20 protein-coding genes and 1 pseudogene are annotated in these 23,393 nt (G+C 59.7%); 9 read left to right on the top strand and 12 right to left on the bottom strand.

The window, feature by feature from the left end:
- The first annotated feature begins 9 nt into the window (after positions 1-9).
- Positions 10-735: an IS21-like element helper ATPase IstB gene (gene istB / locus H0S73_RS24485; RefSeq protein WP_161726995.1), complete on the top strand. Its 726-nt coding sequence runs from the start codon at positions 10-12 to the stop codon at positions 733-735.
- Positions 736-850: 115 nt separating this feature from the next.
- Here the strand turns inward: istB and H0S73_RS24480 are convergent, their stop codons facing one another.
- The 4 genes from H0S73_RS24480 to H0S73_RS24465 all read right to left on the bottom strand — a co-directional run bounded on the left by H0S73_RS24480 (position 851) and on the right by H0S73_RS24465 (position 4,009).
- Positions 851-1,222 (bottom strand): transposase, encoded by a 372-nt coding sequence (locus H0S73_RS24480; protein ID WP_181054827.1) that lies wholly within the window; start codon positions 1,220-1,222, stop codon positions 851-853.
- A gap of 184 nt (positions 1,223-1,406) precedes the next feature.
- Positions 1,407-1,769: an ABC transporter permease gene (locus H0S73_RS24475; protein ID WP_181054826.1), complete on the bottom strand. Its 363-nt coding sequence runs from the start codon at positions 1,767-1,769 to the stop codon at positions 1,407-1,409.
- Positions 1,766-2,503: an ABC transporter ATP-binding protein gene (locus tag H0S73_RS24470; protein WP_181054825.1), complete on the bottom strand. Its 738-nt coding sequence runs from the start codon at positions 2,501-2,503 to the stop codon at positions 1,766-1,768. Before H0S73_RS24470 ends, H0S73_RS24475 begins: the two co-directional genes overlap by 4 nt.
- Before the next feature lie 370 nt (positions 2,504-2,873).
- A protein-coding gene (locus tag H0S73_RS24465; protein ID WP_181054527.1) for an IS3 family transposase occupies positions 2,874-4,009 on the bottom strand; the annotation gives its coding sequence in 2 pieces (ribosomal slippage) (positions 2,874-3,745 and positions 3,745-4,009; 1,137 coding nt in all).
- Between the two features lie 1,761 nt (positions 4,010-5,770).
- Here H0S73_RS24465 and H0S73_RS24460 point away from each other — a divergent pair.
- Together H0S73_RS24460 and H0S73_RS24455 are read left to right on the top strand one after the other, a co-directional pair.
- Positions 5,771-6,601, top strand: coding sequence for an IS5 family transposase (locus H0S73_RS24460; protein WP_181054824.1), 831 nt, complete (start codon positions 5,771-5,773; stop codon positions 6,599-6,601).
- Positions 6,602-6,879: 278 nt separating this feature from the next.
- Positions 6,880-7,113, top strand: coding sequence for a hypothetical protein (locus tag H0S73_RS24455; protein ID WP_181054823.1), 234 nt, complete (start codon positions 6,880-6,882; stop codon positions 7,111-7,113).
- A 67-nt stretch (positions 7,114-7,180) separates the two neighbouring features.
- Here H0S73_RS24455 and H0S73_RS24450 read toward each other — a convergent pair whose 3' ends face one another.
- Positions 7,181-7,543, bottom strand: coding sequence for a hypothetical protein (locus tag H0S73_RS24450; RefSeq protein ID WP_181054822.1), 363 nt, complete (start codon positions 7,541-7,543; stop codon positions 7,181-7,183).
- 465 nt (positions 7,544-8,008) lie between these two features.
- Here H0S73_RS24450 and H0S73_RS24445 point away from each other — a divergent pair, with 465 nt between their 5' ends.
- A complete protein-coding gene (locus H0S73_RS24445) occupies positions 8,009-8,623 on the top strand; it encodes a peptidoglycan-binding domain-containing protein (RefSeq protein WP_181054821.1) in 615 nt (204 codons plus the stop codon).
- Positions 8,624-8,855: 232 nt separating this feature from the next.
- Here H0S73_RS24445 and H0S73_RS24440 read toward each other — a convergent pair whose 3' ends face one another.
- The gene (locus H0S73_RS24440) at positions 8,856-9,221 is read right to left on the bottom strand and encodes a DUF3572 domain-containing protein (RefSeq protein ID WP_181054820.1); all 366 of its coding nucleotides are present in this window, start codon (positions 9,219-9,221) and stop codon (positions 8,856-8,858) included.
- 250 nt (positions 9,222-9,471) lie between these two features.
- Between H0S73_RS24440 and H0S73_RS24435 the strand changes: the two genes are divergently transcribed.
- Complete coding sequence (locus H0S73_RS24435; protein ID WP_181054819.1) at positions 9,472-10,623, top strand: hypothetical protein; 1,152 nt, start codon at positions 9,472-9,474, stop codon at positions 10,621-10,623.
- Between the two features lie 17 nt (positions 10,624-10,640).
- Here H0S73_RS24435 and H0S73_RS24430 read toward each other — a convergent pair whose 3' ends face one another.
- Together H0S73_RS24430 and H0S73_RS24425 are read right to left on the bottom strand one after the other, a co-directional pair.
- The gene (locus H0S73_RS24430; RefSeq protein WP_181054818.1) at positions 10,641-10,967 is read right to left on the bottom strand and encodes a hypothetical protein; all 327 of its coding nucleotides are present in this window, start codon (positions 10,965-10,967) and stop codon (positions 10,641-10,643) included.
- Positions 10,964-12,055: pseudogene (locus tag H0S73_RS24425) on the bottom strand (IS5 family transposase). Before H0S73_RS24425 ends, H0S73_RS24430 begins: the two are co-directional and overlap by 4 nt.
- Positions 12,056-13,002: 947 nt before the next feature.
- Between H0S73_RS24425 and H0S73_RS24420 the strand changes: the two are divergent.
- Together H0S73_RS24420 and H0S73_RS24415 are read left to right on the top strand one after the other, a co-directional pair.
- The gene (locus H0S73_RS24420; RefSeq protein WP_181054817.1) at positions 13,003-13,578 is read left to right on the top strand and encodes a hypothetical protein; all 576 of its coding nucleotides are present in this window, start codon (positions 13,003-13,005) and stop codon (positions 13,576-13,578) included.
- 83 nt (positions 13,579-13,661) lie between these two features.
- On the top strand, positions 13,662-15,227 hold the full coding sequence (locus H0S73_RS24415) for an AAA family ATPase (RefSeq protein WP_181054816.1): 1,566 nt from the start codon (positions 13,662-13,664) through the stop codon (positions 15,225-15,227).
- A 271-nt stretch (positions 15,228-15,498) separates the two neighbouring features.
- Here the strand turns inward: H0S73_RS24415 and H0S73_RS24410 are convergent, their stop codons facing one another.
- Positions 15,499-16,317 carry an IS5 family transposase gene (locus H0S73_RS24410; RefSeq protein ID WP_181053111.1) on the bottom strand — a complete coding sequence of 273 codons (819 nt, stop codon included), beginning with the start codon at positions 16,315-16,317 and terminating at the stop codon, positions 15,499-15,501.
- A 106-nt stretch (positions 16,318-16,423) separates the two neighbouring features.
- On the opposite strand from H0S73_RS24410, the gene H0S73_RS24405 reads away from it, so the two are divergent.
- Positions 16,424-17,425, top strand: a complete 1,002-nt coding sequence (locus H0S73_RS24405; protein WP_181054815.1) for a 3'-5' exonuclease — start codon at positions 16,424-16,426, stop codon at positions 17,423-17,425.
- A gap of 817 nt (positions 17,426-18,242) precedes the next feature.
- Here H0S73_RS24405 and H0S73_RS24400 read toward each other — a convergent pair.
- The 3 genes from H0S73_RS24400 to H0S73_RS24390 form a co-directional block, all read right to left on the bottom strand.
- Positions 18,243-19,031, bottom strand: a complete 789-nt coding sequence (locus H0S73_RS24400; protein ID WP_181054814.1) for a hypothetical protein — start codon at positions 19,029-19,031, stop codon at positions 18,243-18,245.
- 1,084 nt (positions 19,032-20,115) lie between these two features.
- Positions 20,116-20,559 carry a hypothetical protein gene (locus H0S73_RS24395; protein ID WP_181054813.1) on the bottom strand — a complete coding sequence of 148 codons (444 nt, stop codon included), beginning with the start codon at positions 20,557-20,559 and terminating at the stop codon, positions 20,116-20,118.
- Positions 20,560-21,062: 503 nt separating this feature from the next.
- Positions 21,063-21,344, bottom strand: a complete 282-nt coding sequence (locus H0S73_RS24390; protein ID WP_181054812.1) for a hypothetical protein — start codon at positions 21,342-21,344, stop codon at positions 21,063-21,065.
- Positions 21,345-22,280: 936 nt separating this feature from the next.
- Between H0S73_RS24390 and H0S73_RS24385 the strand changes: the two genes are divergently transcribed.
- Entirely contained in the window at positions 22,281-23,390 is a 1,110-nt protein-coding gene (locus H0S73_RS24385; RefSeq protein ID WP_181054811.1) for a site-specific integrase, read from the top strand.
- Positions 23,391-23,393: the final 3 nt, after the last annotated feature.

Genomic DNA, 23,393 nt, shown 5'->3' with positions numbered 1-23,393 from the left:
GAGATCCTCATGCTGCTTCACCCCACTGTCGAACGCCTGCGGGCTCTTGGCTTGAGCGCCATGGCCGACACGCTGATCGAGTTGCAGACCAACCCCGATGCCGCGGCGATGCCCCATGCCGACTGGCTTGGTCTTCTGGTCGATCGGGAAGTGACGTTCCGCGACAACCGTCGTCTGGCGCGCCGCCTCAGCGCGGCCAAACTGCGCCAGAGCGCCACCATAGAGAATGTTGACTACCGCAGCTCGCGCGGTCTCGACCGGGCCTTGTTCCAGTCGCTGGCCACCAGCCAGTGGGTGCGCGATCACAATCACCTGGCGATTGTCGGCCCGACCGGGACGGGGAAGAGCTGGCTGGCCTGTGCGCTCGGCCACAAGGCCTGTCGCGACGGCTTCTCGGTTCTGTATCGCCGGGCGCCGCGCCTGTTTGCCGATCTGGTCCAGGCTCGCGGCGAAGGCCGTCTGGCGCGTCTGATGAGTGCCCTGGAGCGCACGGATTTGATCATCATCGACGACTGGGGCCCGGAGCCGCTCACCGCCGAGCAGCGCCGGGATCTTCTGGAGATCGTTGACGACCGCTACGACAAGGGCTCGCTGCTGATCACCAGCCAGGTTCCCGTATCACACTGGCACGATGTGATTGCCGATCCCACTCTCGGCGATGCGATCCTGGATCGCGTCATTCACAATGCACATCGGATTGAACTCAAGGGCGACAGCCTGCGGCGGCGGGCTTGACCTGAAGGCTGTTTCCAGACCACCTTACAACTGCCAGCGGTACTGGCCGCTTCATCCCCGCTCAGCGAACCACCAAGTGAACGCTGACGGTGATCACGATCACCAGAACGAGTGATCATGATCGTGTGGAACCACCGATCACCATCCCTGGAATACGCAAGTAGCCGTAGCCCTCAGGGCAGGCTGCCCTGTACTCCTCGTGCAGGATGGTCATCGTGACGCCGGGGCGCTTCATCTCCCTGGCGAGAGCAGCCCAGTCCGGCTCGGGGCGCCGGCGCAGGCCGGTCTTGACGCCGCTCCTGGCGAACAGGCGCTCCTCGAGGAGGGTGTCGGTGAGATCTGCGGGCAAGGGCCAGGTCAGCCCGGCAGCCTTGGCCCGCTTGAGGGTGTCTTGCACGGTAGAGCGGGCGGCTCCGACGGATCGTCCGATCGACCGGTCGCTCGCGCCGCTGGCGTGCAGGCGCAGGATGTGACGTATGGCTCTCATGGTCAGCCTTCTCTTTGCCGGCATGGCCGCTCCTTGTTCGCAACAAAGGAGCCTTCATGCCTGATCGGCGGACCCTGGGAACACTCCTCGATGCTGTCTCAGCCCCTGGCCGGACAATAATCGGAATGGTGGCCGGATTGATCTCGGAACGCTGGCCGGAGATTGATCGGAATCGCGGCCGGCTTCATCTCGGAATCCCTGGCCGAATAAAATCGGAATCTGCAGCGAGGGCGATCTTCGGGGCGGTTTGCAAAAACAGGATTGGGCCAGATAGCCAGCGTTCAACCCTTGCACTTTTTGCGAGCAGGAGCCCGCTTGCAATACCTAGGAGCACTCCAACAGCATAGCCCGACACTAGAATGGTAACTGTATAGAGTAGATGGTCAAAAAGTTGTCCCTTGGCAGCCTCGACGAGCGCGTTCCAAACGGACACCGGAGATGGCAGTAGGAAGTTGGGGACATCATAAAAGCGCGTATAGAGATCCCACGCGACGACGATAGCTGCGATGGCGAAGGTGGTCTCAAGGACTCTCCAGAAGCCCTTCATCGCAAGTCTCGCCGAAGGTCAGCCATCAGCTGGTGGAACGACGGATCCAATTTCGTGCCTTCCCCTCGAGGACGTGGCAGGTTCACATTGTAGACGGTCTTGATACGGCCGGGACGTGGGGACATTACAACCACCCGGTCTGAAAGGTAAGCTGCCTCTTCAACACTATGCGTTACGAACAGAACAGTCTTCTTCGTTTGCGCCCAGATCGACAGGAGCTCATCATTCAGCCTGTCGCGAGTGATGAGATCCAAGGCGCCAAACGGTTCATCCATAAGGAGCAGCGACGGATCATAGGAAAGAGCACGCGCGATCGAGACGCGCTGGCGCATTCCTCCAGACAAGGCCCGGGGTAAGGCAGCTTCGAAACCAGTCAACCCGGCTAGCTTTAGCAAGTCCTTAGCACGACTGTCCGCCTCAGCCCGCACGACCCCGGCTGTGTCTAGAGGGAAGCGAACATTCTCGAGAGCAGAGAGCCATGGGAGAAGAACTGGTTCTTGAAAGACAAAGCCGACCCGCTGCCGGGCTCTGCCCTCATCGTCGACTTCGATGGATCCGCCGCTTGCCGTCTCTAAGCCAGCGAGGATGCGCAAGAGGGTCGACTTCCCACAACCGGATGGTCCGATGATGCTAACAAACTCGCCTCGGTTCACATCAAGATCAGTTGGACTTAGTGCCGTTACCTTCGCACCATCGATCGAAAAGTCCTTGTGAACACCGCGGATCGTAATCATTCGTCTATCTGCCTTGAAGGCTCTTGGTCATACCTCAGAAAACTACTGCTGCACTGACACACCTCCCTCTTGCAGACAAGCTTCGGTAGGAATGCACGTTACACTTCGTTTGCAGTGCCTGCGCAAATTCTATGCGTCCATCAAGAAATATCGGTATTAAGTATCATATCTCTGCCGCAGACCGTATAAGTGACGTTCTGTAGATGATCATAACCGGACGAGGATCCACCGCGTTAGGTTCTGCTTGTGAGGCTGGTTAGCCAGACTAACGCGCCGCTCCCTACACGGCACCTAATGAAGCGAGTTGATTCAGGCCAGCGGTTGTCGTGCCCTCGCTGGCCTGCCCCATGTAGGTGATCCGTGTGTGATGTTAATTCAGCGTTGGTCTGGACGCCAGCTTGGAAGCCAGGACCAGGACCTCTGGTGCGGGCGGTCGGTAGCCCAAGGATGAGTGCGGGCGCACCGTGTTGTAATGGCGGCGCCAATTTTCGATCACCACCTTTGCCTCCTGCAGGGTGTAGAAGATCTCTCCTTTCAGCAGTTCATCGCGAAGCTTCGAGTTGAAGCTCTCGCAATAGCCGTTCTCCCAGGGACTACCCGGCTCAATGTAAGCCGTCTTCGCCCCAACCGCACCGATCCAGGCCCGAACCGCTTGGGCCACGAATTCGCTGCCGTTGTCGGAACGAATATGGCCCGGAATACCGCGCAGGATGAACAGGTCCGAGAGCACGTCGATGACATCGACGGCTTTCAGCTTCCGGTTCACTCGGATGGCCAGGCATTCACGCGTGAACTCGTCAATGATGTTGAGCATGCGGAACTTGCGCCCGTCATGGGTGCGATCCTCGACAAAGTCGTAGCTCCAGACGTGGTTGGGATACTCCGGCCTCAGCCGGATGCAGGATCCGTCGTTGAGCCAGAGCCGCCCCTTCTTCGGTTGCTTTTGCGGCACTTTGAGCCCCTCCCGTCGCCAGATCCGCTCGACCCGCTTCTTGTTCACCAGCCAGCCGGCGTCCCGCAGCAGGGCCGTGATGCGCCGGTAGCCATAGCGGCCGTACTGGGTGGCCAAGGCAATGATGTCGGCGGTCAGGGCCGCCTCATCTTCCGGCTGCTTGGGGATCTTGCGCTGGGTGGAACGGTGCTGGCCCAGGACCCGGCAGGCCAGCCGTTCTGAGACGCCGTACCTGGCGATCACATGCTCCACACAGGCGCGACGGCGGGCGGGGCTCAGTAGTTTCCCGAGGCGGCCTCCTTGAGGATGAGCTTCTCCAGGGTGAGATCCGAGACCGCTCGACGCAACCGGGCGTTCTCCATCTCGAGTTCCTTGAGCCGCTTGACCTGGTCGGATTTGAGGCCGCCGTACTCGGAGCGCCACCTGTAGTACGTGACCTCCGTCACACCAATCTGCCGGATCGCCTCCGCGACTGTCCGGCCTTGTGCCGTCAGCACGTCAACCTGCCGCAACTTGGAAACGATCTCTTCGGCTGTATGCCGCTTCTTGCCCATCTTCAGTCCTCCTTCGGCTTAAAAGCCATACTTCAGGGAGGATCACTTTGCAGGGGGCAGACCATCGCGCAGGCGGGCAAACAGGATCCTTGTGGCGCTTGTGTGCCGCTAATCTAAGCCGGAGCACACCACTACTACTGTGATGCACTTAAGTTCTTGATGATAAATGAAATCTTTCAGGGATTGCGCCCATATCCTCCGCCTTCGGAGGGCAACGCTCTATCCAGCTGAGCTACGGGTGCTTGAGGCGGCAGACCGCTAAACTGTTCAGATTACCTACTTCCCCTATGGGAAGGCTGGATTATTGATCTGCAGCTCAGAAACGAGCCTGAGCATTCCTTCGCAGTTCCCTATGGTAGGACCCAAGGTAGCTACAACCTGAACGTCGTGCGCCGAAACTGTTTTCCGTGCTTACTATGTGATTACTGAAACCCGAGTCTGTGGCCTGCCGGATGGCCACAAAAGGGCTAAGTCACTGGGATTCATGGTGAGCGCACTGGGACTCGAACCCAGGACCCTCTGATTAAAAGTCGGATGCTCCAGTTGAGGTTGATGCATCCACAGGCCACTCTACCGTGAACCCAGAGCCAATGAGATAGCGAATTCACAATCCGGTGGGTTTAACACGCTGAGGTTATGCTACGTTAATTTTCAACTATTGAATATCGGTCTGAGTATCCCTTCGCGCTGATATCGCCTCGATCCGTGCATAAACAAATATCAATATGCGGTGCCGGCCGATCACACCTGCCTCACCACGAAACTCGCTCTCAGGGCCTGCCGCGGACTTATACTTTTGGCATATATAGAAGCCGCAGAAATGAGGTTGCCTAATCAAGGCTGCGTGAATAGTCTCCTCCAGCAAAGAAAAAGGGCCGCACGAATGCGGCCCGAAGTTTAGGGAGGAAACGCCCAAGAAGGGCGGGCAGGACGGCAACGCCAATTGCCGTGCTGCATTGCAATAAGGTACTTCTTGCTCTCAAAAGCGGCAAGCACAGACAGGCAGCATGGCTGCCTCTTTTTTTGACCTGTGACCTATTCGCCTCAGTCCTGCCGATGCTTCAACAGGTGAACGGGTACCAGCCCCATGCGGAGGGCCGAACGTCCTGGACATCCACCTCTCCTGATCCAGGATTTGCTTCAAGGTCATCCAGATCAGGGGCTTGGGCATCGGGTTCGCATAGAAAGTGCCATACCTTTTCGGGGCTTGCTCAGATTTGCCGAAGATCTGGATGCTCCGGAGCTCGAGCTGCAAGCCTGCAACGCAAAGAGGGTCGCTTGGGCAACAGCGACCCTCTCTGAGCTCCTGATACCAGAGGGAGGGGTAGAGCCAACCTTCGGCACCCGGCCGAGCGGCGCTATCCCACCCTGCTCAACGATTGATTAGCGCCAACAAGCCTGCTCATGACGAAGACAGCTGTTCAGCAGCGCTGGGCCCGGCGCTCAAGCGCAGCAAGGCTCCTGGGCGTTGGTGATCTCCCAGCCCCCTTTGGCAAGATCAACATATGCCCGACCGGCAGCAAAATCGAAGCTGCGAGCGAAGCTACAACAAGCAAAAGCAAAAGCAGCGTCATTGGAACACTCATACGCAATACAGCGACCACAAGTGGCCGCGTCCTCAGTATGGTGAATGAGTGTAGTTACTGGAGTGTTAGAGGCTGGTGAGCAATTTTATTGCTCGATCCAAGTGTTTGATTCACCATAGGTTTGTGCTGGCCGCTGCTGCGGATATGGGCTGTTTGACGATCCGGGAGCCCTGCCATGGATGCCTGTTCCTACGCCAGCGATCTCACTGATGCCGAATGGGCGTTGCTCGCGCCCCTTGTCCCTCGCAGCCATCCAGCGGGACGGCGACAGACCTATCCGCTCCGGCGCATCGTCGATGCCATCTTCTATCTGCTGCGCACCGGAGCGCAGTGGCGGCTGCTGCCGCATGAGTATCCGCCGCGGTGCACCGTTTTCTATCACTATGCGCAGTGGCGCGAGGATGGCACCTGGGAGCACGTGACCCAGGTTCTGCGCGAGAGCTATCGCTGTAGAATCGGCCGCAATCCTCAGCCAACAGCGGCGATCATCGACAGCCAATCGATCAAGACCTCTGAGATGGGCGGACCCCGTGGGTACGATGGCGGCAAGAAGATCAAGGGCCGCAAGCGTCATCTGCTCGTTGATACGCAAGGCAATCTGTTGAAGAACAAGGTGCAGCCCGCCGACATCCATGACCGTGCAGGGGCCGAACTCCTGCTGGAGGGCCTGCAGCATCTCTTCCCGGCCATCAAGCTGATGTGGGCCGACACCGCCTATCGTGGGCTGAAGGATTGGCTGTGCAAAGTACTGGGCTGGAAGCTGTCGATCCCACAACACTGGTGGTCCGGCGGCGTCTGGATGCGGGCTGACGCGGAGCCGCCGACGCGCCCGAGCGGCTTTCAAGTACTCGCACGCCGATGGGTGGTAGAGCGAACGATCAGTTGGCTCACCACCAATCGGCGCCTCGCCAAGGATTATGAGCGGCTCGTCGAGACCGGCGAGATGCTGCTCTATCTCGCCATGAGCCGCATCCTTCTGCGGCGTCTCACGCGAAAGGAAAGATAATTGCTCACCAGCCTCTTAGAGTCCGAAATGCTACCCGCTTCAGGCAAGAAGCCGCCACATCAAGGTAGTGCTGACAGAAACGAGATCTTTACCCAAATGGGCCAGGATAGCCTAGCGGTGTTGCAACCGGCACTGCGCACGCCTCGGCTGAGAACCCCGCCTGGTTCCTTCAGCCGAGGCGTTTCCGGGCTTCCCGATGCCGGCTCTTCATGACGATTGGCGTCCTCGGAACCGAACCGGCGTGCCAGTGACGGGCTGTGCACGAAAGGGGGACACCGATGCCTGATCCCAAGATGCTCTCCGGCGAATTGAGCCTGTGGTCAGCGGTGTTGCTGGGCCAGGGTGAGAAGGATTCGGCTGAGCTGCTGGATCAAGCAGCGGCCAAGCTCGCCCGAGGCGAGCAGGATGAAGCAACAGCCGCCAGCCTCCGACTATATGCTGCTGTGGTTGGGCATAAGAACCAGCCTTCATTTCAGGCTCTGCTCGAAAAAGCGGCCGATTCCCTGGTTTGATCTTCGCAATCCTCTGCGCACTGGACAAGCCTGGAGAAGACAATTTCGGGTGGCAGAGTCTGTCTCGTTATGCCGCTTGGCGGATCGGGTAGTCCGGGACCATCAGGTACTTGTAAGGTCCAACACGATCCGCAGCCGCTTCGAGCCGATTGCAAAAGCGCACATGAGCCTCCTTGAGGAGGCGCCGCCCTCTTGCCGCAGGATACGAAGGTTTCGTGTTCTCCCCTACCAGCGCCGCCGCTGCCGCATACAGGTCGTCGGCCGCAGCCTCGATGCCGGGATTGCGCTCGAACAGGCGTAGAGCACGGACGAGTTGATTGGCAAGATCGCGTAGGTCAGCACTCTGACCACCCTGCTCTATTTCTCTTACGAGAGGTGTAATCAACGCGAGCTTCTCATCGACTGCATCCGTGAGGATCCTGAACATCATCTGTTTGCCTTGTGAGAAATAGCTCTGTGACCGCTTCGGAGTACGGGAGAAGCATGTGCGAGTATGGTTAACGAGCTATTACCGACCCCAAGCATCGGGGCTTCAAATTTCTCCAATCGGACGTAGCCGACCGAGCTTGTTGGGTCGGAGGGTAGCCTTCTGGTCAACAGCAGGTAGGATGACAGGGCTCAACCTCCCAAACATCGCTACAAACAGGTGCAGCTGAGTTGCTTGATCGAGCGCAGTCAATTTGAGGGCGCGTCCGGCGGCCACATTGGGAGTCTCCCCACGTCCGAAGGCAGCAGTTTGGTGTCGGTCCCCAGCTGCGGACGAACACGTTTGGTTAACCATGCGTCGCCAAACGCTTCGCGCAGTCCCAATTGCGTCACAAGCTCGACCCAATGCGGAGCTGATGTGAGCACACAACGCTCTCAGACATTCAGCTAACGATCCGCGAGAAAGATCATGAGCTATGTGAAAACCCAAGTCAGGCTGCAGCTCGGCGCAACAGGCAAAGGCCTCCTGGCAGCTGCGGCGATAGGCTGGAGCCTGTTCGTGTACTCCGTCCTATCTACAGGATTTGAGGAGCACACGCTCCAACGTGAAAATCGGCAGCTTCGGCAGCAGGTTGAGACTATCACCGCAGAGCGCAATCAGCTGGCGAAAGCCAATGATCAAAAGATCCTGACCGGCCAAGATCTGAATACTATTCTGGCGCGGATCGAGGCAGCAGCCGAAGAACTCCAGCAGCTGGACTCTCTGCGGGCGAGCGTCAGTCAGGCAGTTGAGCAAACCCGCCTTCAGCTCACCAAACCGTCAGATCAGCCTGCAGCGATGACGGAAAGTCCCACAGTCAGCACGACGTCAGCGGTTCGCCTTTCTAAGCAGGAGATCCGCACAGCGCAGGAAGCGCTTGTCGACTTCGGGTATGGCAAACTCAAAGCTGATGGGTCACTTGGCCCCTCGACTCGTAAGGCCGTTGAGGCCTTTGAGCGAGCCAAGGGTCTTCCGGTCACGGGCAAGCTTGGAACTGCGACCCTTCAAGCTTTGAGAACTCACACGGCCTCAGTGGCACAATAGCGGTGGCGCCACGCGGACCGCTCCAGGAAGCCTCTCCTTTGATATCCTGACCTTCGAGCGTTTCTACGACGGAGAGCCTCGGCCGCGAGCCGAGGCTTTTTCTTGACGTACCCCGAAACTGTCATCGGGTCTGAGCATTGCTCCGAGCGGAACCTGGCACTCCAATCCTGGCTTTCCGGAACGGGAGGCCTTCTCATCAACCTGGCAATGGCGGGTGAGGAGGCCTTTCCCTTCAGTGGAACAGGTTACGCCTCGGCAGTCGAGGAGGTGCGTCGACCGTCTTATCCTTGTCGAGTGGCTTCATCTCAGGCTCCGGCGACAGATGCACGATGGCTGCCAGGATGGCGGCTGGCCGGATTTTCAGCTCCTCATCGATTGCCTTCAGGAGTTCATCGTCCTTCGCTACATACTCGAGAACACCGAGAAGGAAATGCGATGATGTCGCCGACGCGCGGATCGTCTCGGGCTGAAGGCCGGTGACGTTCAGAAACTGGATGATCCGATCGACATCTGAGACAATGAAATTCAGGACCTGGATGGCAATACTCTCGGCGTCGCCGCGGCCGGCGATGGCCCTCCCTTGGAATGTCTCGGTCATCTCAGCCTCCACTGACACCTGGATATAGGAGAACCCATCCCGTGATGATAGCAGTGTTACCTCCGCTTGAAAGCAGACCCGTTTTGTTTCGCTTCGCGACGGATGAAGAAGACCCGCACCGACGGGTTGGAATTTGGCGAGACCGGTGTTAATCCCCTGCCCTTCCCTACACCTCTTTTCCGGGCCGAGAGATCAGGACACTGCATCGTCCTCGGCCTGAAAACCTTTTTCAACGATCAGGATTAGAAAGATGCCGGGCATCGCACGTCAGTTCGAGCCGCAGATCACCCGTACCGGAGGGGCCCCCTCCAAGTACCGTTTCACCACCCGATGCTCCGGGTGCACCAAGACAGACAGCTACGAGGCCAGCAAGCCTGCCAGTGATGAGTTCGTCAAAGGTTACTTCAAGGACCGCGGCTGGCTTCTCGGACGTGACCGGGCCTACGATCTGTGTCCGGCCTGCCTGGCAAAACCCTGGGCGGCTCAGCAGCCTCGCTCGGTCGACGAGGCTAGACACCAAAGGTCACCAGAGGCTGCCAACCCTTCAAGTCGTCTAGCAGCCCCGGCGGACAAACGCTCCCAGGATACGGCTGACATCCTGGCGCGCCACTTGGGCAAGCCAGAGGCGCTCGCTGCTGAGGTCTTCCGCCCCAAGCAGATGCAGTCCCCTCGCCCGTCTGCTCCGCATGCTCCTCAGCAGACCGGATCAACTCCTGCCCCGTCACCAGAGGTGGAACAGGCCCTGACGGGAATGGCCGCGGATCTCAAAAGCCTCCGGGCCACCATGGAGCACATGGCCGAGCAGGTGAGCAGGCTGGTGGCGCTTGGCGGCCAGCAGATCGAGGCGATTGCACGACTGGCACCGTTGATGGTCCATTCGGCTGAGGGAATTTCCGGCAGTGTCAGAGAGGTTGTGACCGTCGTTCGGACACTCTCCCAACCGGCCGCCATGCCGCCCGCCCAAGAACCCGTTTCAACCGGTGGGGTTCACAACGAGCCACAGCAGGACGCCAGCTCAGAACCGGAACCTGTTCAGGCCCCTGAAACGCCGGCGAAACGAAGCCGGCGCTCAGCAAAGCCCGAAGGTCCGGCGCGTAAAGCTTTCTCCGCTCATGTCGTTGTGAAGTCCATTCCCGACGCCAAGCGGCCCGACCGGTTCTACACCTCCATCCGGCTGCCCCGGGAGCTGTGGGACAGAGCAGGCTTTGGCCCTGAGGATCGCATTCAGATCGACTGGAAGAAGAAGGCTTTGTCCATCATTCGTGTCTTGGATGGCGGCGTGAAGCCCAAAGCCATCGGCGATGCCGTTGTGGTTCTTCAATCTTGGCGCTTGGGCGACATCAACTTCGATTCAGTGAAGGTTGCGTCTGGACACGGCATCTTGCGCTTGACGTCGCCGTAACAGACCTGCTCAAGGCGCTAGCAGGCTGTTGAAGAAGTCCATCGGTGGGCGATAAAGTTTGCTTCATCGCCGCCGTGAAAGCAGATTGCGCCCTTGAGAGAGCCGTCAGGCTGGAGCTCAGCCCAGCCGTCACCGCTTGCCTCATCCATCTCGTCGTTACCTTCCCATGAGAACGCGACGGCATCTGCATGACCGCCGCCGACGATCTGGCCGGCAACACATCCGAAAGCGAACTCGCCCGCGCCGCCCTCCTCGAAGAGGATGTAGGCGAGCTCAACCATGTCGGGATAATCCTCGACATAGTCCGGCATCTTCGTGATGCGCCATTTGCCGAGGACGCTCATGCCAACCCCGCCAGGAGCTTGGGCAGGCGCACCAGATTGTAGGCAGCGGCTGCGAACGTAAAGGCCAACTCCACCCGCTCAACACCCCGGAACCGCGTCTTGGCCTGGCCGGCGACAGTTTTGATCCAGCCGAACGCCTCCTCGATGCGCTTGCGGATGCGCTGACTGACCGCGTAGCCGGCATGCCGGGTGGTGCGCCCATCAATAGCTGAACGCCGGCCGTTCGCGTTCTGCGCCACATGCGGTGTGACTTTCATGGTCCGCAACTCACGGACGAAGTCCTGCGTGTCATAGGCTTTGTTGGCGCCGAGCGTGATCGTGCGCCGCCGATCGGCATACGGTTCCATCAAAGCCAGGGCCGCCGTGCGCTCGGCATAACCATCAGCGCGCGTCAGACAGGCGTCCACCACCAGGCCGGAGCGGTTCTCCATGAGCGCATGTCCGAGGAAGCACAGCTTCGCCTCCTTGCCAGCTCCCTTGCGGTAGAGCCGCGCATCCGGATCGGTGGTCGAGGCATGGGTGTCGTTCGAGCGTTTCTCACCTCGGAAGTTGGCCTCCGCGTTGCGCCCGCCATCGGCCGGCGGATTTCCTGCGCCGACCTTGGGCTTGAAGCTCTTCATGGAAGCCCAAGCTTCGATCAGGGTACCATCGACCGAGAAGTGGTCCGTGGAGAGAAGCTTCTTCACCCTGGGCTGTGCCAGCACGGCGGCCAGGAACTGGGCCGCGATGTCGCCGTCGAGAAGCCGGTCGCGGTTCTTGGAGAAGGTGGAGTGATCCCACACGGCATCATCGATGCCGAGCCCAACAAACTAGCGAAAGAGCAAATCGTATTCGAGCCGCTCCATCAGCTGGCGCTCGGAACGGATGGAATAGAAGGCCTGCAGCAGCATGGCACGCAGCAGCTTCTCGGGTGCAATGGACGGCCGCCCCATGTATGGCGCGTACAGAGCCGCCAACACAGGCTGGAGCAAGACCAGCGCCTGATTGGCAATCTCCCGGATCGCCCGCAACGGATGATCCGCGCGCACCCGGGCCTCCAGATCGACATAGGAGAACAAGTCCCCGGTCCGCTCATCCCGTCCGCGCATTCATCCCCTCCGGCTGCCCGTCTCGAATGAATCACAGCCGAGCCTGCGCCGCCACGGACTTTTTCAACAACCTGCTAGCAGTATTCGGGCAACTGATCGGGTGCAGGTCAAGGTTGGCAGCGGCCAATCAGCTCCAGTTCCGTTCCTATTCCATGTTTATGCAGAAGAGCTGGAGAACTCAGAACATTGAGGCGTCTCGCCAGATAGGCGAAGGGCGCGCCGAGCTCCCGAAAGAAGGCGGCCTTGTTGCCCTCGATAAGGCCGCCCTCACCTCACTCGTCGAGCACTTCCCGATCCGCAAACCTGGGATTTTACAGCCAGAGCGGACCGAGTCCCGTGATCGTTCGCACAGAACAACAGAAAGTCTGCATGGATCGTGGTGAGATAGGGTCTGGCTCAGTTTGCTGGCCCAGCATCGCTGCGGTTCCGCCTTCAACTAGGGATCAGATAGCACCTGCTTTCGCCTTGCCGCCTGGAGCCGCCGCGACAGAGACTGCGTGTGCAGCCCGTGCTCAGTTAAGCAAATTTTTACCAAGAGAAAGCGTTTCTGTTGCGCTCCCTTCGGATCGCTTGCAGGATGATGTTCCTCATCGGGTGATCCGATGGGCGACCGCCGGGGGGTGCTACCAACACGCCCCCGGGGTCTGACCACAACTGAACTGTAAGGAGTTCTGCCATGGCTGACGCCACCTCTACCCTGATCCGGCCCGCGCCGGAAGTCCCCTTGAACGATGTCTTCGTGGCCCGGGCGAATGCCGCTCCGGCAGCCCTGCGCGCCTGATCGCCCGCACCTCACCGACATCCTTCACCACGACGATCTCCCCGACTGAGGCCTGACCCGAGCAGCCATGCATGCACCCGCATGCGGCTCCCAGTCTGTCCCCTGATTCAGCATGCAGCCCGAGCGGCGCATGCACGGGCGAGCTCGTCTCCACAGGAGACTTCCCATGAGCCAGACCAACACCCGCCACCACCCGATCGTCCACATCGAGCGCCCAGACCCGGACCTGTCGGTCCGCATCGTCTCGTGCCCGACCTCGCCGCTCGAGGTCATCGCCAGCGCCTGGTCCGAGCTGACGGCCCTGCGCCGCCTGCAGTTGCTCGACGCTTCGTGCAACTACATCATGGTCGGCAAGGACACCATGCAGCGCCTCCTTGCCCGGGTCGGTGAAGCATCAAAACCATGGCCGCGCCTTGGCGACCACCGCTATGACCCCTCCCTCACATGGGCGGATCAGCTCTACATCATCGTCAACCGCACGAGACACTGGGAAAAGTCCGACGTCGTCGCCTTCCAGGAGGTGCTCAGCGATGAGGTTGAGCGGGTCGAAAGCGCCAAGCTGCACGCTGGCGTCGGGCCGCTGCGGCTCCCGGCATCGTCGAGCAAGACCACTGTGACAGAGATCCTGTTGGCCGATGCCCGCTCGTTGCTGGCGGATGCCGGCTGCCCGGTGCTGACGCCGCGCCGCCGCTCGCTCCAGTGCATGCTTGCTACTTCAGCCGAGCTGACGCTGGCGCACTGATCCGCCCCGTCTTCCCTGCCAACGCCTGTGGCGCACCGGCCTCGTCCTGAGGTCGGCTGCCCCGGGCTGTCCGGAGCATATCCATGTCCAAACGCGAGACTTCGAAAAGCCGCACGGCATCCGTCTACCGGGGAATGCAATCCCGTATCGCCGCCCTGAAGGCCCGGCCTTCATCCGACGACGTCAGCCTGGACGAGCTCCAGGCTACTCAAGAGGTGTCCCCCTCTCCCTACCCGCGGCTCGTCGAGCTAGCCCTCGACCCGACTCTGCGGCCTTATGAGGCCCGCCGGGCTGTGGCGGGTGAGATCGCGCGCGGCGTGCCGGCCTTGGCACAGGCCGCCGAGGATTGGGCGCGCGGCCAGGAGGACGGCGAGACGCTCGCGCAGCTTCTTGACGAGCGCTCGATCGAGCGGAATGCGCCGGGCCTTGCCCGCCTGGCGGAGGACGTCAGCTTCCTGACGCTGGCCACGTCCACTGATCGCACGCCCTATGCCGGCAGCATCGTCGGACGGCTCGCGCGCCTCGTGGATGCGCTCGACGGGGATGCCGTCACGCCGGAGCTGTTTCAGCGCGCCCGGCTCCTCGTGCTGTGCTGGCGCGCCTGGCTTGGCGGCGAGGGACAGACCTCAAGTTTCTTTCCTGCCCATCAGATCGTGCACGACCTGCTCGTCCGCTTCGACACGAGGAGCCAGGCTGACGATACCGGCGTCCATGGAACACAAGAGACAGACTTGAGCGTCGGCTCGCCGGAGGCTGCAGGAGAGACGCTTCTTGAGCACGCCGGTCCTGGACTGGTGATCCTGCCCCGCTTGCCTCTTGCAACCAGCCGCGAGGCGAGGAATGCACTCACACCATTTGAGGCCATCGCCGGAAAATCGCTCGCGCTGCTGCCCACGCCCGATCTTGCGGCCGTACGGCAGCGTCTCGTGCCAAGGTTCCCACATCTCACAGGAGTGATCGACCAGATTCTAACCAATATCGTGCCGGGAGACACGTTGCGCTTCCAATCTCCGATGCTTCTCCTGGGCTCTCCTGGCATCGCAAAAACCACCCTGGCAATGGCGCTCTGCCGGGAGCTCGGGCTGCCGCACCGCGTCATTGACGGCGCGTCGACGTTCGATGGCATGCTGCTCGGAGCCTCCCGGCAGTGGTCGGCGGCTTCTCCGGGATGTCATTGGGACTTAATCCTTGAGCATCGGGTTGCCAACCCAGCACTCATCATCGACGAGGTTGAGAAGGTCGGTGGAAGCAAGCGCAATGGAGACTTGAAGTCCACGCTCCTGGCACTTCTGGAGCCGCAGCGCGCCGCGAGCTTTCTTGATCCTTACTTGGAGATGCCGATCGACCTTTCCGCCTTGAATGTGATCCTTACCGCGAATGATCTTTCGCCCTTGAGCCGACCGCTGCTCGACCGCCTCACCATCATCTGGATCCCTTCTCCGGGACCCAACCATCTTGATGCATTGGCATCATCTCTGGCACGGGATCTATGCCAAGCCCGTGGCTTGGACGAGCGGTGGTATGTGCCGTTGACAGGGGCGGAGATGGACCTGTTGCGGGCCCACTGGACGGGCGGTTCTATCCGCGTTCTGCGCCGTCTCGTGCAGGTCGTCCTCAATGCACGCGATACGAGCGCCTTTAGACATTGAGGCGTTATTGCTCCAGATCCCCATGGAGATAATTAGATACTGTGGGCTGCCGGTGCTACGAGCCCACAGTATAAGACATGCATTCATATGTGAGAAGCGCATCATCCTCTTTCTAGTTTTAAGCTAAATGGCATCGAGCAAACAAAGTCAGCAAGAGATCAACCTAGTTCGCGAGGTGCAGTCCACTGTAGAAACCAATACACTGGATGCTTCAAGGCTCTGATAACTGCCCCTCTGCTGCGCGGATTAACCATCTGGCGACTCGCACCCTCTAGAGGCTGTTATGGACCGCGATGTAGTTTGCGGCCTGTCGTAGCATAATACAGACCAGAGCAATGACATGCAGGTCTGCGAGAGTTTCAGGTAAGCGCTCGTAGTCGCGCACCAGACGCCGAAAGCGTGTGGTCCAACCGAAGGTCCGTTCGACCACCCATCTCCGCGGCAACAGCACGAAGCCGCGCTTGGCCTCAGGTAGTTTGACCACCTCCAGTTCGATCCCATGCTCGCGGGCGGCAGCCGCGGCCCTCTCGCCGGTATAGCCCTGATCGACATAGGCCAGATCGACGCTCTCACCGGTGGCGACCTGCACGGCCTGAGCCAGTTGTCCCACCTCAGCCCGATCATCCGCGGTGGCGGGTGTGACGTGAGCGGCCAGGAGATGCCCGAGGGTGTCCACCGCCAGGTGCAGCTTGGAGCCCTTCTTGCGCTTGGCCCCATCATAGCCGGCGCGGGCGCCACTCTCCGGCGTGGAGCGCAGCGTGCGGCTGTCGAGCACCGCGGCCGAGGGCTCCTCATTGCGTCCGGCGGCTAGGCGCAGCACGGCGCGAAGGTCGTGCGCCAGCTCCTCGAAGCAGCCGGCGTTCAGCCAGCGCTGCGCCTGCTGGTAGACGGCGGCCCAGGGCGGCAGGTCGTTGGGCATCCAGCGCCAGGGCGCTCCCGTTTTGATGATGTAGCGCAGCCCGTTGAACACCTCGCGCAGGGAGTGCTCCCGCTGGCCCGCCTCTTCGGGCAGGAGCGTCAGGTAGGGCGCCACCAGCGCCCATTCCTCATCGGAGACATCGGAGGGGTAAGGTTTGCGAGCAGAGGTCATCCTGCCAGAACGGCGATGACCTCAGCCAAGGTCCATAACAGCCTCTAGTCTGCCCCGCTGGGCCCGACGCGTGGGCCTGTCCTGTTGGCGGGCAGAAGGTGTGGGAATGCGAGGCCAAGCTGACCTTTTCTTGGACTACGATGCACCGCCGGGTCCGATCGAGACGAGTCCCGTCGATGGGATTGTCATCAAGGCCAGGCAAAGCAGCGAGTCCTTCAAGGCTCCTGACCATGAGACCGCCGCCCGGATGCTGGAGGCCACAGGCGACTATCGCATTCTGCGCCGATTGACACCACGCCCCATCGTCGTGTCCCGCACCGCTTTACATGGTGAGAAGATCGCCGTCATCCTCGATACCGAAACCACAGGTCTGGATCACACGCGAGACGAGGTCATCGAACTCGGCATGGTTGCCTTCACCTATGATGAGGAAGGCCGGATCGGTGATGTGATTGGGACGTTCAATGGCTTACGTGAGCCGAGCGTACCGATCAGTCCTGAAATCACTCGCCTGACCGGGATCACGCCTGACATGGTCGCCGGCCAAGTGCTCGATCTTGAGGCAGTGGAGAGGTTCATCGCGCCGGCGGAGTTGGTCATCGCGCATAACGCTCGCTTTGATCGGCCCTTCTGTGAGCGCCTGTCCAAGGACTTCCAGCTCAAGGCGTGGGCCTGCTCCCATTCCGAGATCGCCTGGAGCGGGTTCGGCTTTGAAGGATCGAAGCTCGGGTACCTCCTGACGCAGTGCGGCTGGTTCCACCAGGGCCACCGGGCGGTCGAGGATTGCCATGCCCTGCTCGAGGTGCTGGCCTCCCCCCTCCCCTCCGGGGCCGGGTTCGCCTTCGGGCATCTGCTGACCTCGGCGCAAAAAGCGCTCGTGCGCATCTGGGCTGAGGGCAGTCCGTTCGACATGAAGGATGTGCTGAAGGCGCGCGGGTACCGCTGGAACGATGGCACCGACGGCCGACCGAAGGCTTGGTGGGTGGAGGTCGACGAGGAGGCCTTTGAGGCCGAACTCGCGTTTCTCCGACGGGAGGTTTACCGGCGCGAGGTCGAGCCCTTCAGCCAGAGGATCACCGCCTTCGAGCGGTTCCGCTCGGCACGCTAGCTGGCGGCCGATGCCCGCGAGAAGCTGCGCGAAGAGGCAATCGCCAATCCTGCCCTACTCGGTTATCCTGAGAACGGATTACGCCGATGATGAATGCATACAACCGTAGTCTGATGGAATTGCCCTGTATGCGAGGATCTGATCCTGCTTACCCAAACCGATCAGCCTTCTCGTTCGAACGAAGCCTACGGCCATACAAACCTGACTCGCGAGCTGCAGGACGAGGGACTGGAGGGTGCTTAACGCCAGACTGTCCGGCTAATGCGCGATAATGATCTGAGGGCTTGGCAGAAGCGCTGCGTTACGCGAGTCCCTGACAACATCATGTTCTTCCAGTTGTGCCACTCTGCTTGAGTAGAACCTCCCGACTTCCAGACGGGGCTTACCTCGAGCGCCTGCGGTCATTGGCTATACATCATACATTGATGCAGACGGTTGCTATCGCCAAGACGTGAGCCATTGTACGATCCGTCTGGCGGATCTCGCTAAATGTTGCTTCACATGGCCCCACTTTTTCGGCATCAGCCGGAGGCTAGAAGCCAGCCCAGATGACCACTCCAGAAAATCGTATATATCCGTCCATACGTCATCTCGTACTCTCTCCAATTGCTCATGCAGTGCGAGGAGATACTGGGCTTTTATGAATTTGCGCTCACGCTGACTAAGCGCTCTTTCCAGAACGTCATCTGGAAACCAACATCGCTTCAGCTCCTGCCGGCCCTCACGGGTTTGTGCCGCTGAGAGCCTGCAATATTTCTCGATCGCTGCCCGTCTATAGGCGTCGCGGATATCTCGGATACCTTTCCACGTACGCCCGTCACGCCTCGCTTTGGGGAAACCCAAATTGCCGCACGACCTCCTGACGTGCTTTCTCGAGAGTGACGGATAGTTCGGCTTGACGCACCTTCGCCACAGCGTGGGAAACGCTCCAGTGTCTGGCGGCATCCCTCGAATTCATCCCAGCGAGGATGTGCCAAGGAACCTCGCTGTCACGCAGGGCGAGGGCAAGATTGACCGGAATGGCGGGCACGACCATGCTCCCACCCTGCCTAATGATGGGACCTAGGATCTCCGCTGCAGCTCTCGCCACGGGAGTATTCACGTCGAGCGTTGACCAAGCTCTATGGGCATCGTTGAGCCCGATGGCAACCGTTGCCCCTGGCACGGCGCGAGCAAAGACGGCTGCGGTCTCACCTGCAAGTCGTATCATCTCGAGGTCGCAGCGTGTCATAATAAGAACGACAGCTGGCCGGTCTACCGGCACCTCATCGATGATCCCAACGCCACCTAAGAAGTCCGCAAGGCGCTCATCAAGATTGGCACCGGTATCCCAGATCACTGTCTCGCCTTCTGCAAAACTCTCGAGGGTCCGGTCAAAAGCCTCGCTCAGCGCGCGCACATCCGCCTCCGGATTGGCTTGCAACTCCCTTGAGATTGGGAGCGACACGGGCGTGACCAGATCAGCCGACAGGCGTCGGCCATGCCGTCTTTGATCATCAAATTCCACAATCCGAGCATTGGTCCCGGAAAGATCGATTGAGGTCTGGAGAAGGGTCGTCGTAGTGGTTTTTCCGGCATTTCCGGCACGGCCGACCACAACGACCAAGCTTGGCGGCGTGGTAGAGATAGGCTCTTTTCGGCGCAAAGTCGGTAACAACGTTCATCCTCCGTGAAGTATCGGGAGCCGTGATGGCCGGCTTGATCGGCAATTTGCCGGTCAAAGTTCGTTCTGTCAAGGTGGCTCTCCCCGGAAGTCGGATTTGCCGCTAATGCTGAGTTTGACGAAGGAGAAGAATGGACGTGGCTCAACAGCGATCTTGGCAAGACCTCGCACGAACGGCCGCCTTGAGGCTGCAGGGTGCCTCACACGGTGAGAGGCGCCGGATCCTTGAGCAGCTCGCGTCAGAAAGCGGGCATGAACCATCGACGCTTCGCAGCATGGTTAAAACGTTACGCTTTGTGGAAGAATTGCGTAGCAGCGATCCATCTCTTGCAGAGTTGGTCCAAAGCTGGAGTCATGCGTTTCTCTCTGTTTTTGAAAGATGGTCGCGCTATGATCCATCGGGTGCCCGGGAGGCTCTTCTGGACCACTCTGAAAATCCGATGCAGTTGCGCTCGCTGGTTGCGCGAGAAAAGGCCTCACGCCATACAGCGACCTCTCAGCTGACCCAGAATGATTCCGGTACCCTTCCAATCTCGCCGCACGATGACCTTCCTAGCCTGTTGAACCAGGCGTTTCAGGGGGGTTGGGAGCGGGAACCGCTTAGGGATATTCTGCAACAGCAACCGCTGCATTGGCGAACGCAACCATCACTCCGGAACGCTTCGGATGTATATCGTCGGTCCAGCGGTTATTCTGGGAAATCAAGACGGCCGCGTCTGGAATGGGTCAAAGCTAACGAGCTATGGCGGCGAAGGCGAGTAACGGCTGTAGCGCTGGATGACACCTTGACTCCCGTTGCAGTCGCCTTCGAAGTTAAGGCTTACGCGAGTTGGAAGTTGCTACGGGATCGTGCACCAGAATTCATCCTACGGGCTCATGGTCTGCGTAGAGTTGTCGAATTGGTATTAATCATCCTGCCAGACTTACGCGCTGCGGAAGTCTTCGACCGTACTGACCTGGGACCAGATTATGCCAACGGCAGCCACGACGTCTGGCGATTTTATCGCAGCTCATGACGAATTGCTAATTAATCATGATCGGGCATCTGGGGACGGGCCATTTGCGCACGGCGTTGAATCTTCTTTTGGAGTTCAGTCGAGTTAAAACCCAGGTGAGTTTTGGAAGACCTGTCAGCTGCGACGCCATCTGAACTCTCGGCTTTCGAAAGTGCAGATGAATGTTTTTCTGCTGCCTGCCCTGACGACGCCGCTGACTTGCTTTGCTTCAGGCTTTTCCTAGCGCGTGTGATTGACTGGCGCAGCGCGCTCTTCGTTACACTGGGAGCAGTAGAACGTGTCAGCTTCAGAATTTCATCGATGATCGTTTCACCCGCATAGCCCCCGGCCACAAGAGCATCAATTGCTTCAGCGTGATTGCGGATTACGCGTGCGACGAGCTTCCGTGTCCCCAGTTCTGCCTGCAGATCCGACGCAATGGTTTTCACGAGCTTCGCGAGATCGTTAGCAGACATCAAGCTTACCAAATTCTCTAAGACATCATACGACAAAAATTGTCGGTGGCAAATTGGATGCATCCCAAGAACTGTATGTCATTATCATGCTGCCCGAGCATGAAGGCCTCTATAGCCGGATAATCAGCCGACCATTGGGAAGATCCCTGCTATATCCGAGGATCGCTTAATCTCGCCACCGGGCCGGTTGGCCTGGGGATAACCGCTGAACTGTGCTCACGCGGGAACCTCATGCATTTCAGCACCTCGCACGAACGGTCTATCGAGTTATTAATTCAGAACCAAGTGAGCCGAGGAGATTACATGGACGACAAGAAGCTGCCGGCTTTCCGCAGGACTCCATAACAGGACTTGGTGGCTGCTCTCGGCAAGGGTACTTTCGACCTGGTGATCCCGAACCCGCTGCGCGAGCGTTTCTCGGATCCGGAGAGTTTCGAGCTGTTCCAGGAGGGCGGGGATGGACCAATGCGGGCGGTCTCGGACGCGCAAGGCCTACCATCGCCTCAATCGTCTAGGAGGGCCTGTCCGGCAATGCCCAGGGTCGAATCCAGGCAAAGCGGCTTCTCAGGCTCCTGGCTCAGATCGATGATGACCGGATCATCATCCTGGCGAGCTATCTCAGGAAGAACTCGCACGACGTTGGATTCTTCGAGCGCGGCATAAGGCCATCCTTCATCCGCTGAGCGCCCATATGGGAAGGTGATCAGGACGAGATCAACGCGGCTGCGATGTACGAGCTTGCCCGCAGAGTTGGTGCAGCTCGCACGCTTGAGAAGTAACTTCAAGGGGGGTTCAGGAAAGCGGAGATCTCTGAGTTCGACAGCCGCACCGGGATGGTGAAGGCGTCCGGCTGGCAGATTACGGCCCTCAGGTAGCTGCCTCTCCGGCAAAGTCGGCGTAACTGGGCCGGACGATCACTAGGCCAGTCTCGGAACTAGATTAAGCGCGCCAGTGACTTGGCGCATCAGGCCCATTGTTACCACAATGAGGATCGAAGTGGTGCCTACAGCACAGGACCTCCTGGAGCCGCCTTAACGGTGGGCGGCACCGAAAAGTGCCTGGGACCCTGAAAAACCTAATCGAGCCCTTGTGGACGATCCTGTGCTTGGTGCCGTTAGCAGGCTGGAGCTTTGATATCTGGGACGAGATTGATGAGGCTAGCCACTGCTCCAGAGTCCACAGCATGCAGACCGCCGCCCTTTGTCTATGTCGAGCGGCGCCCGCAACGGCCGTGCCGCTCCTCTAACCTTGCCTTTCTACCCAGGCCCAAATGGCGTCTCACCATGCTTCGCCGCGTGACGGCTGAGATACCTCAGCTTTAGAGTTATACGACTTTTAGCGACGTCGTACGACAAAGTTATACATTCTGAGATGCTGCACGACTTAATACTACGTTCTTCTGTAGGATCTTCCCCTCACCTGAACAGACGAGGTCCATCCAGCCTTCTCAGCCGGAGTTTCTTACCAGAATCCGGACCTTTCCTCCTCCCCAGCCGCACTTCCTTGTTGTGGCTTACCAGCTTGGCCCAAACAATAGCCGTTCACCAACGCGGAGAACGGGCGTGAACGTAACAAAGCCTTTTCCAGCCCCCACTCGCAGCCGGAAGACGCAGGACGCCTACGACAAGGAAGGCGACCGGCACCGGCGGCGGGCACAGCGACTGTTCCCACATATTGCCTGCCCAGCCGAGGCGTTGGTGGCAGTCCGTGAGAGCCAGCCGGTGCTCAAGGCGCGGACGGCCCGCCGCTACTGGCAAGAGCACCTCGCGATCCTTGGGAAGCTCCGGCAGGCGGGCGAGATCTCGCAGGATGTGTACACCACCGCACAAGCGGCGATCGCAGCCGCCTTGTTCGATAGCAGGCAGCGCCCGTCCGCACCGAGGACCGGAGCCAAGAAGGTGCGCAATCTGACCAAAACGGAGGCTGCCGTCCTGATTGAGGCGCTGGCGCAGAAAGTTCAGGGACCGAAAGCCGACAACATTGACCGATACCTCCTGCTGTATGCGCGGCTTGCTCCACGGCTGGGGTTTCGTCCCTGTGAGGGTGTGGGAATTCAGATTGCTGGCGCCACCCTCCTCGTGCCCTGCGCCAAGAACAGCAATGGCCGCGCCGGACGTGCCACGCGGGGGATCGATCTCAGGGATGCCGAGGCCGGATTTCTGCACCTCGTGGCCGAATTCATCAGCGTTCAGAGGTCCCTGATCGAGGCCAAAGGTGGATTCGACACATTCTACCATGTGGCTCGCCAGCGCCTTGCGCGGCTGAGCATCCGTGTCATCGAGCGGAGGGTCTGCCCTTACTCTTTCCGGCATGTCGCCATGGCTACCTGGAAAGCGGCCGGATACGACGCGGCCACGATCGCGCTCCTCGCAGGCCACAGCAGCAAGGTCACGGCTGGAAAGCATTATGCAGGGCGGAGCAAGGGGTGGACTGCGGATTGCGCGTTTGTCGCTCCGGCCGAAGTCCCTGCCATCGTGGCCGACGAGGCTGCGATGCCGACGAATACCGAATCTCCCGTGGAAGCCACACCCACCAACGAAGTTCATGCGCCCATGCCTAGTCTCGGCTCAACTTCCGAACCCAACAATCCGACCGCAGAGGAGGCCGAGAGATCCACGGCGTGGGATATTTTCTTTGAGGCCTTCTTGCTGCCCACACCTCCTCAGACACCGAAAGGAAACGCTCTACGGGGTCTGCGGCACGGTCCGGCGCATCCCATGTCCTCATCCCTCGATTTCGACCTGATGGGCATCCCGGCCCACGCGGATCTTAGAGAGCCGGATGCGGCCGACATATTAGAGGAGGATGCTGGTCTCGGAATGAGCTTCTGATGA

Source organism: Microvirga mediterraneensis, from assembly GCF_013520865.1.
GTDB classification, from domain to species: Bacteria; Pseudomonadota; Alphaproteobacteria; order Rhizobiales; family Beijerinckiaceae; genus Microvirga; species Microvirga mediterraneensis.
This window is presented reverse-complemented; position numbering and strand designations above follow the sequence as displayed.

Excerpts from the sequence above, each read along its gene's own strand:
- istB (WP_161726995.1), top strand. The coding sequence starts at position 10 with ATGCTGCTTCACCCCACTGTCGAACGCCTGCGGGCTCTTGGCTTGAGC.
- H0S73_RS24480 (WP_181054827.1), bottom strand. The coding sequence starts at position 1,222 with ATGAGAGCCATACGTCACATCCTGCGCCTGCACGCCAGCGGCGCGAGC.
- H0S73_RS24475 (WP_181054826.1), bottom strand. The coding sequence starts at position 1,769 with ATGAAGGGCTTCTGGAGAGTCCTTGAGACCACCTTCGCCATCGCAGCT.
- H0S73_RS24470 (WP_181054825.1), bottom strand. The coding sequence starts at position 2,503 with ATGATTACGATCCGCGGTGTTCACAAGGACTTTTCGATCGATGGTGCG.
- H0S73_RS24460 (WP_181054824.1), top strand. The coding sequence starts at position 5,771 with ATGGATGCCTGTTCCTACGCCAGCGATCTCACTGATGCCGAATGGGCG.
- H0S73_RS24455 (WP_181054823.1), top strand. The coding sequence starts at position 6,880 with ATGCCTGATCCCAAGATGCTCTCCGGCGAATTGAGCCTGTGGTCAGCG.
- H0S73_RS24450 (WP_181054822.1), bottom strand. The coding sequence starts at position 7,543 with ATGATGTTCAGGATCCTCACGGATGCAGTCGATGAGAAGCTCGCGTTG.
- H0S73_RS24445 (WP_181054821.1), top strand. The coding sequence starts at position 8,009 with ATGAGCTATGTGAAAACCCAAGTCAGGCTGCAGCTCGGCGCAACAGGC.
- H0S73_RS24440 (WP_181054820.1), bottom strand. The coding sequence starts at position 9,221 with ATGACCGAGACATTCCAAGGGAGGGCCATCGCCGGCCGCGGCGACGCC.
- H0S73_RS24435 (WP_181054819.1), top strand. The coding sequence starts at position 9,472 with ATGCCGGGCATCGCACGTCAGTTCGAGCCGCAGATCACCCGTACCGGA.
- H0S73_RS24430 (WP_181054818.1), bottom strand. The coding sequence starts at position 10,967 with ATGAGCGTCCTCGGCAAATGGCGCATCACGAAGATGCCGGACTATGTC.
- H0S73_RS24420 (WP_181054817.1), top strand. The coding sequence starts at position 13,003 with ATGAGCCAGACCAACACCCGCCACCACCCGATCGTCCACATCGAGCGC.
- H0S73_RS24415 (WP_181054816.1), top strand. The coding sequence starts at position 13,662 with ATGTCCAAACGCGAGACTTCGAAAAGCCGCACGGCATCCGTCTACCGG.
- H0S73_RS24410 (WP_181053111.1), bottom strand. The coding sequence starts at position 16,317 with ATGACCTCTGCTCGCAAACCTTACCCCTCCGATGTCTCCGATGAGGAA.
- H0S73_RS24405 (WP_181054815.1), top strand. The coding sequence starts at position 16,424 with ATGCGAGGCCAAGCTGACCTTTTCTTGGACTACGATGCACCGCCGGGT.
- H0S73_RS24395 (WP_181054813.1), bottom strand. The coding sequence starts at position 20,559 with ATGTCTGCTAACGATCTCGCGAAGCTCGTGAAAACCATTGCGTCGGAT.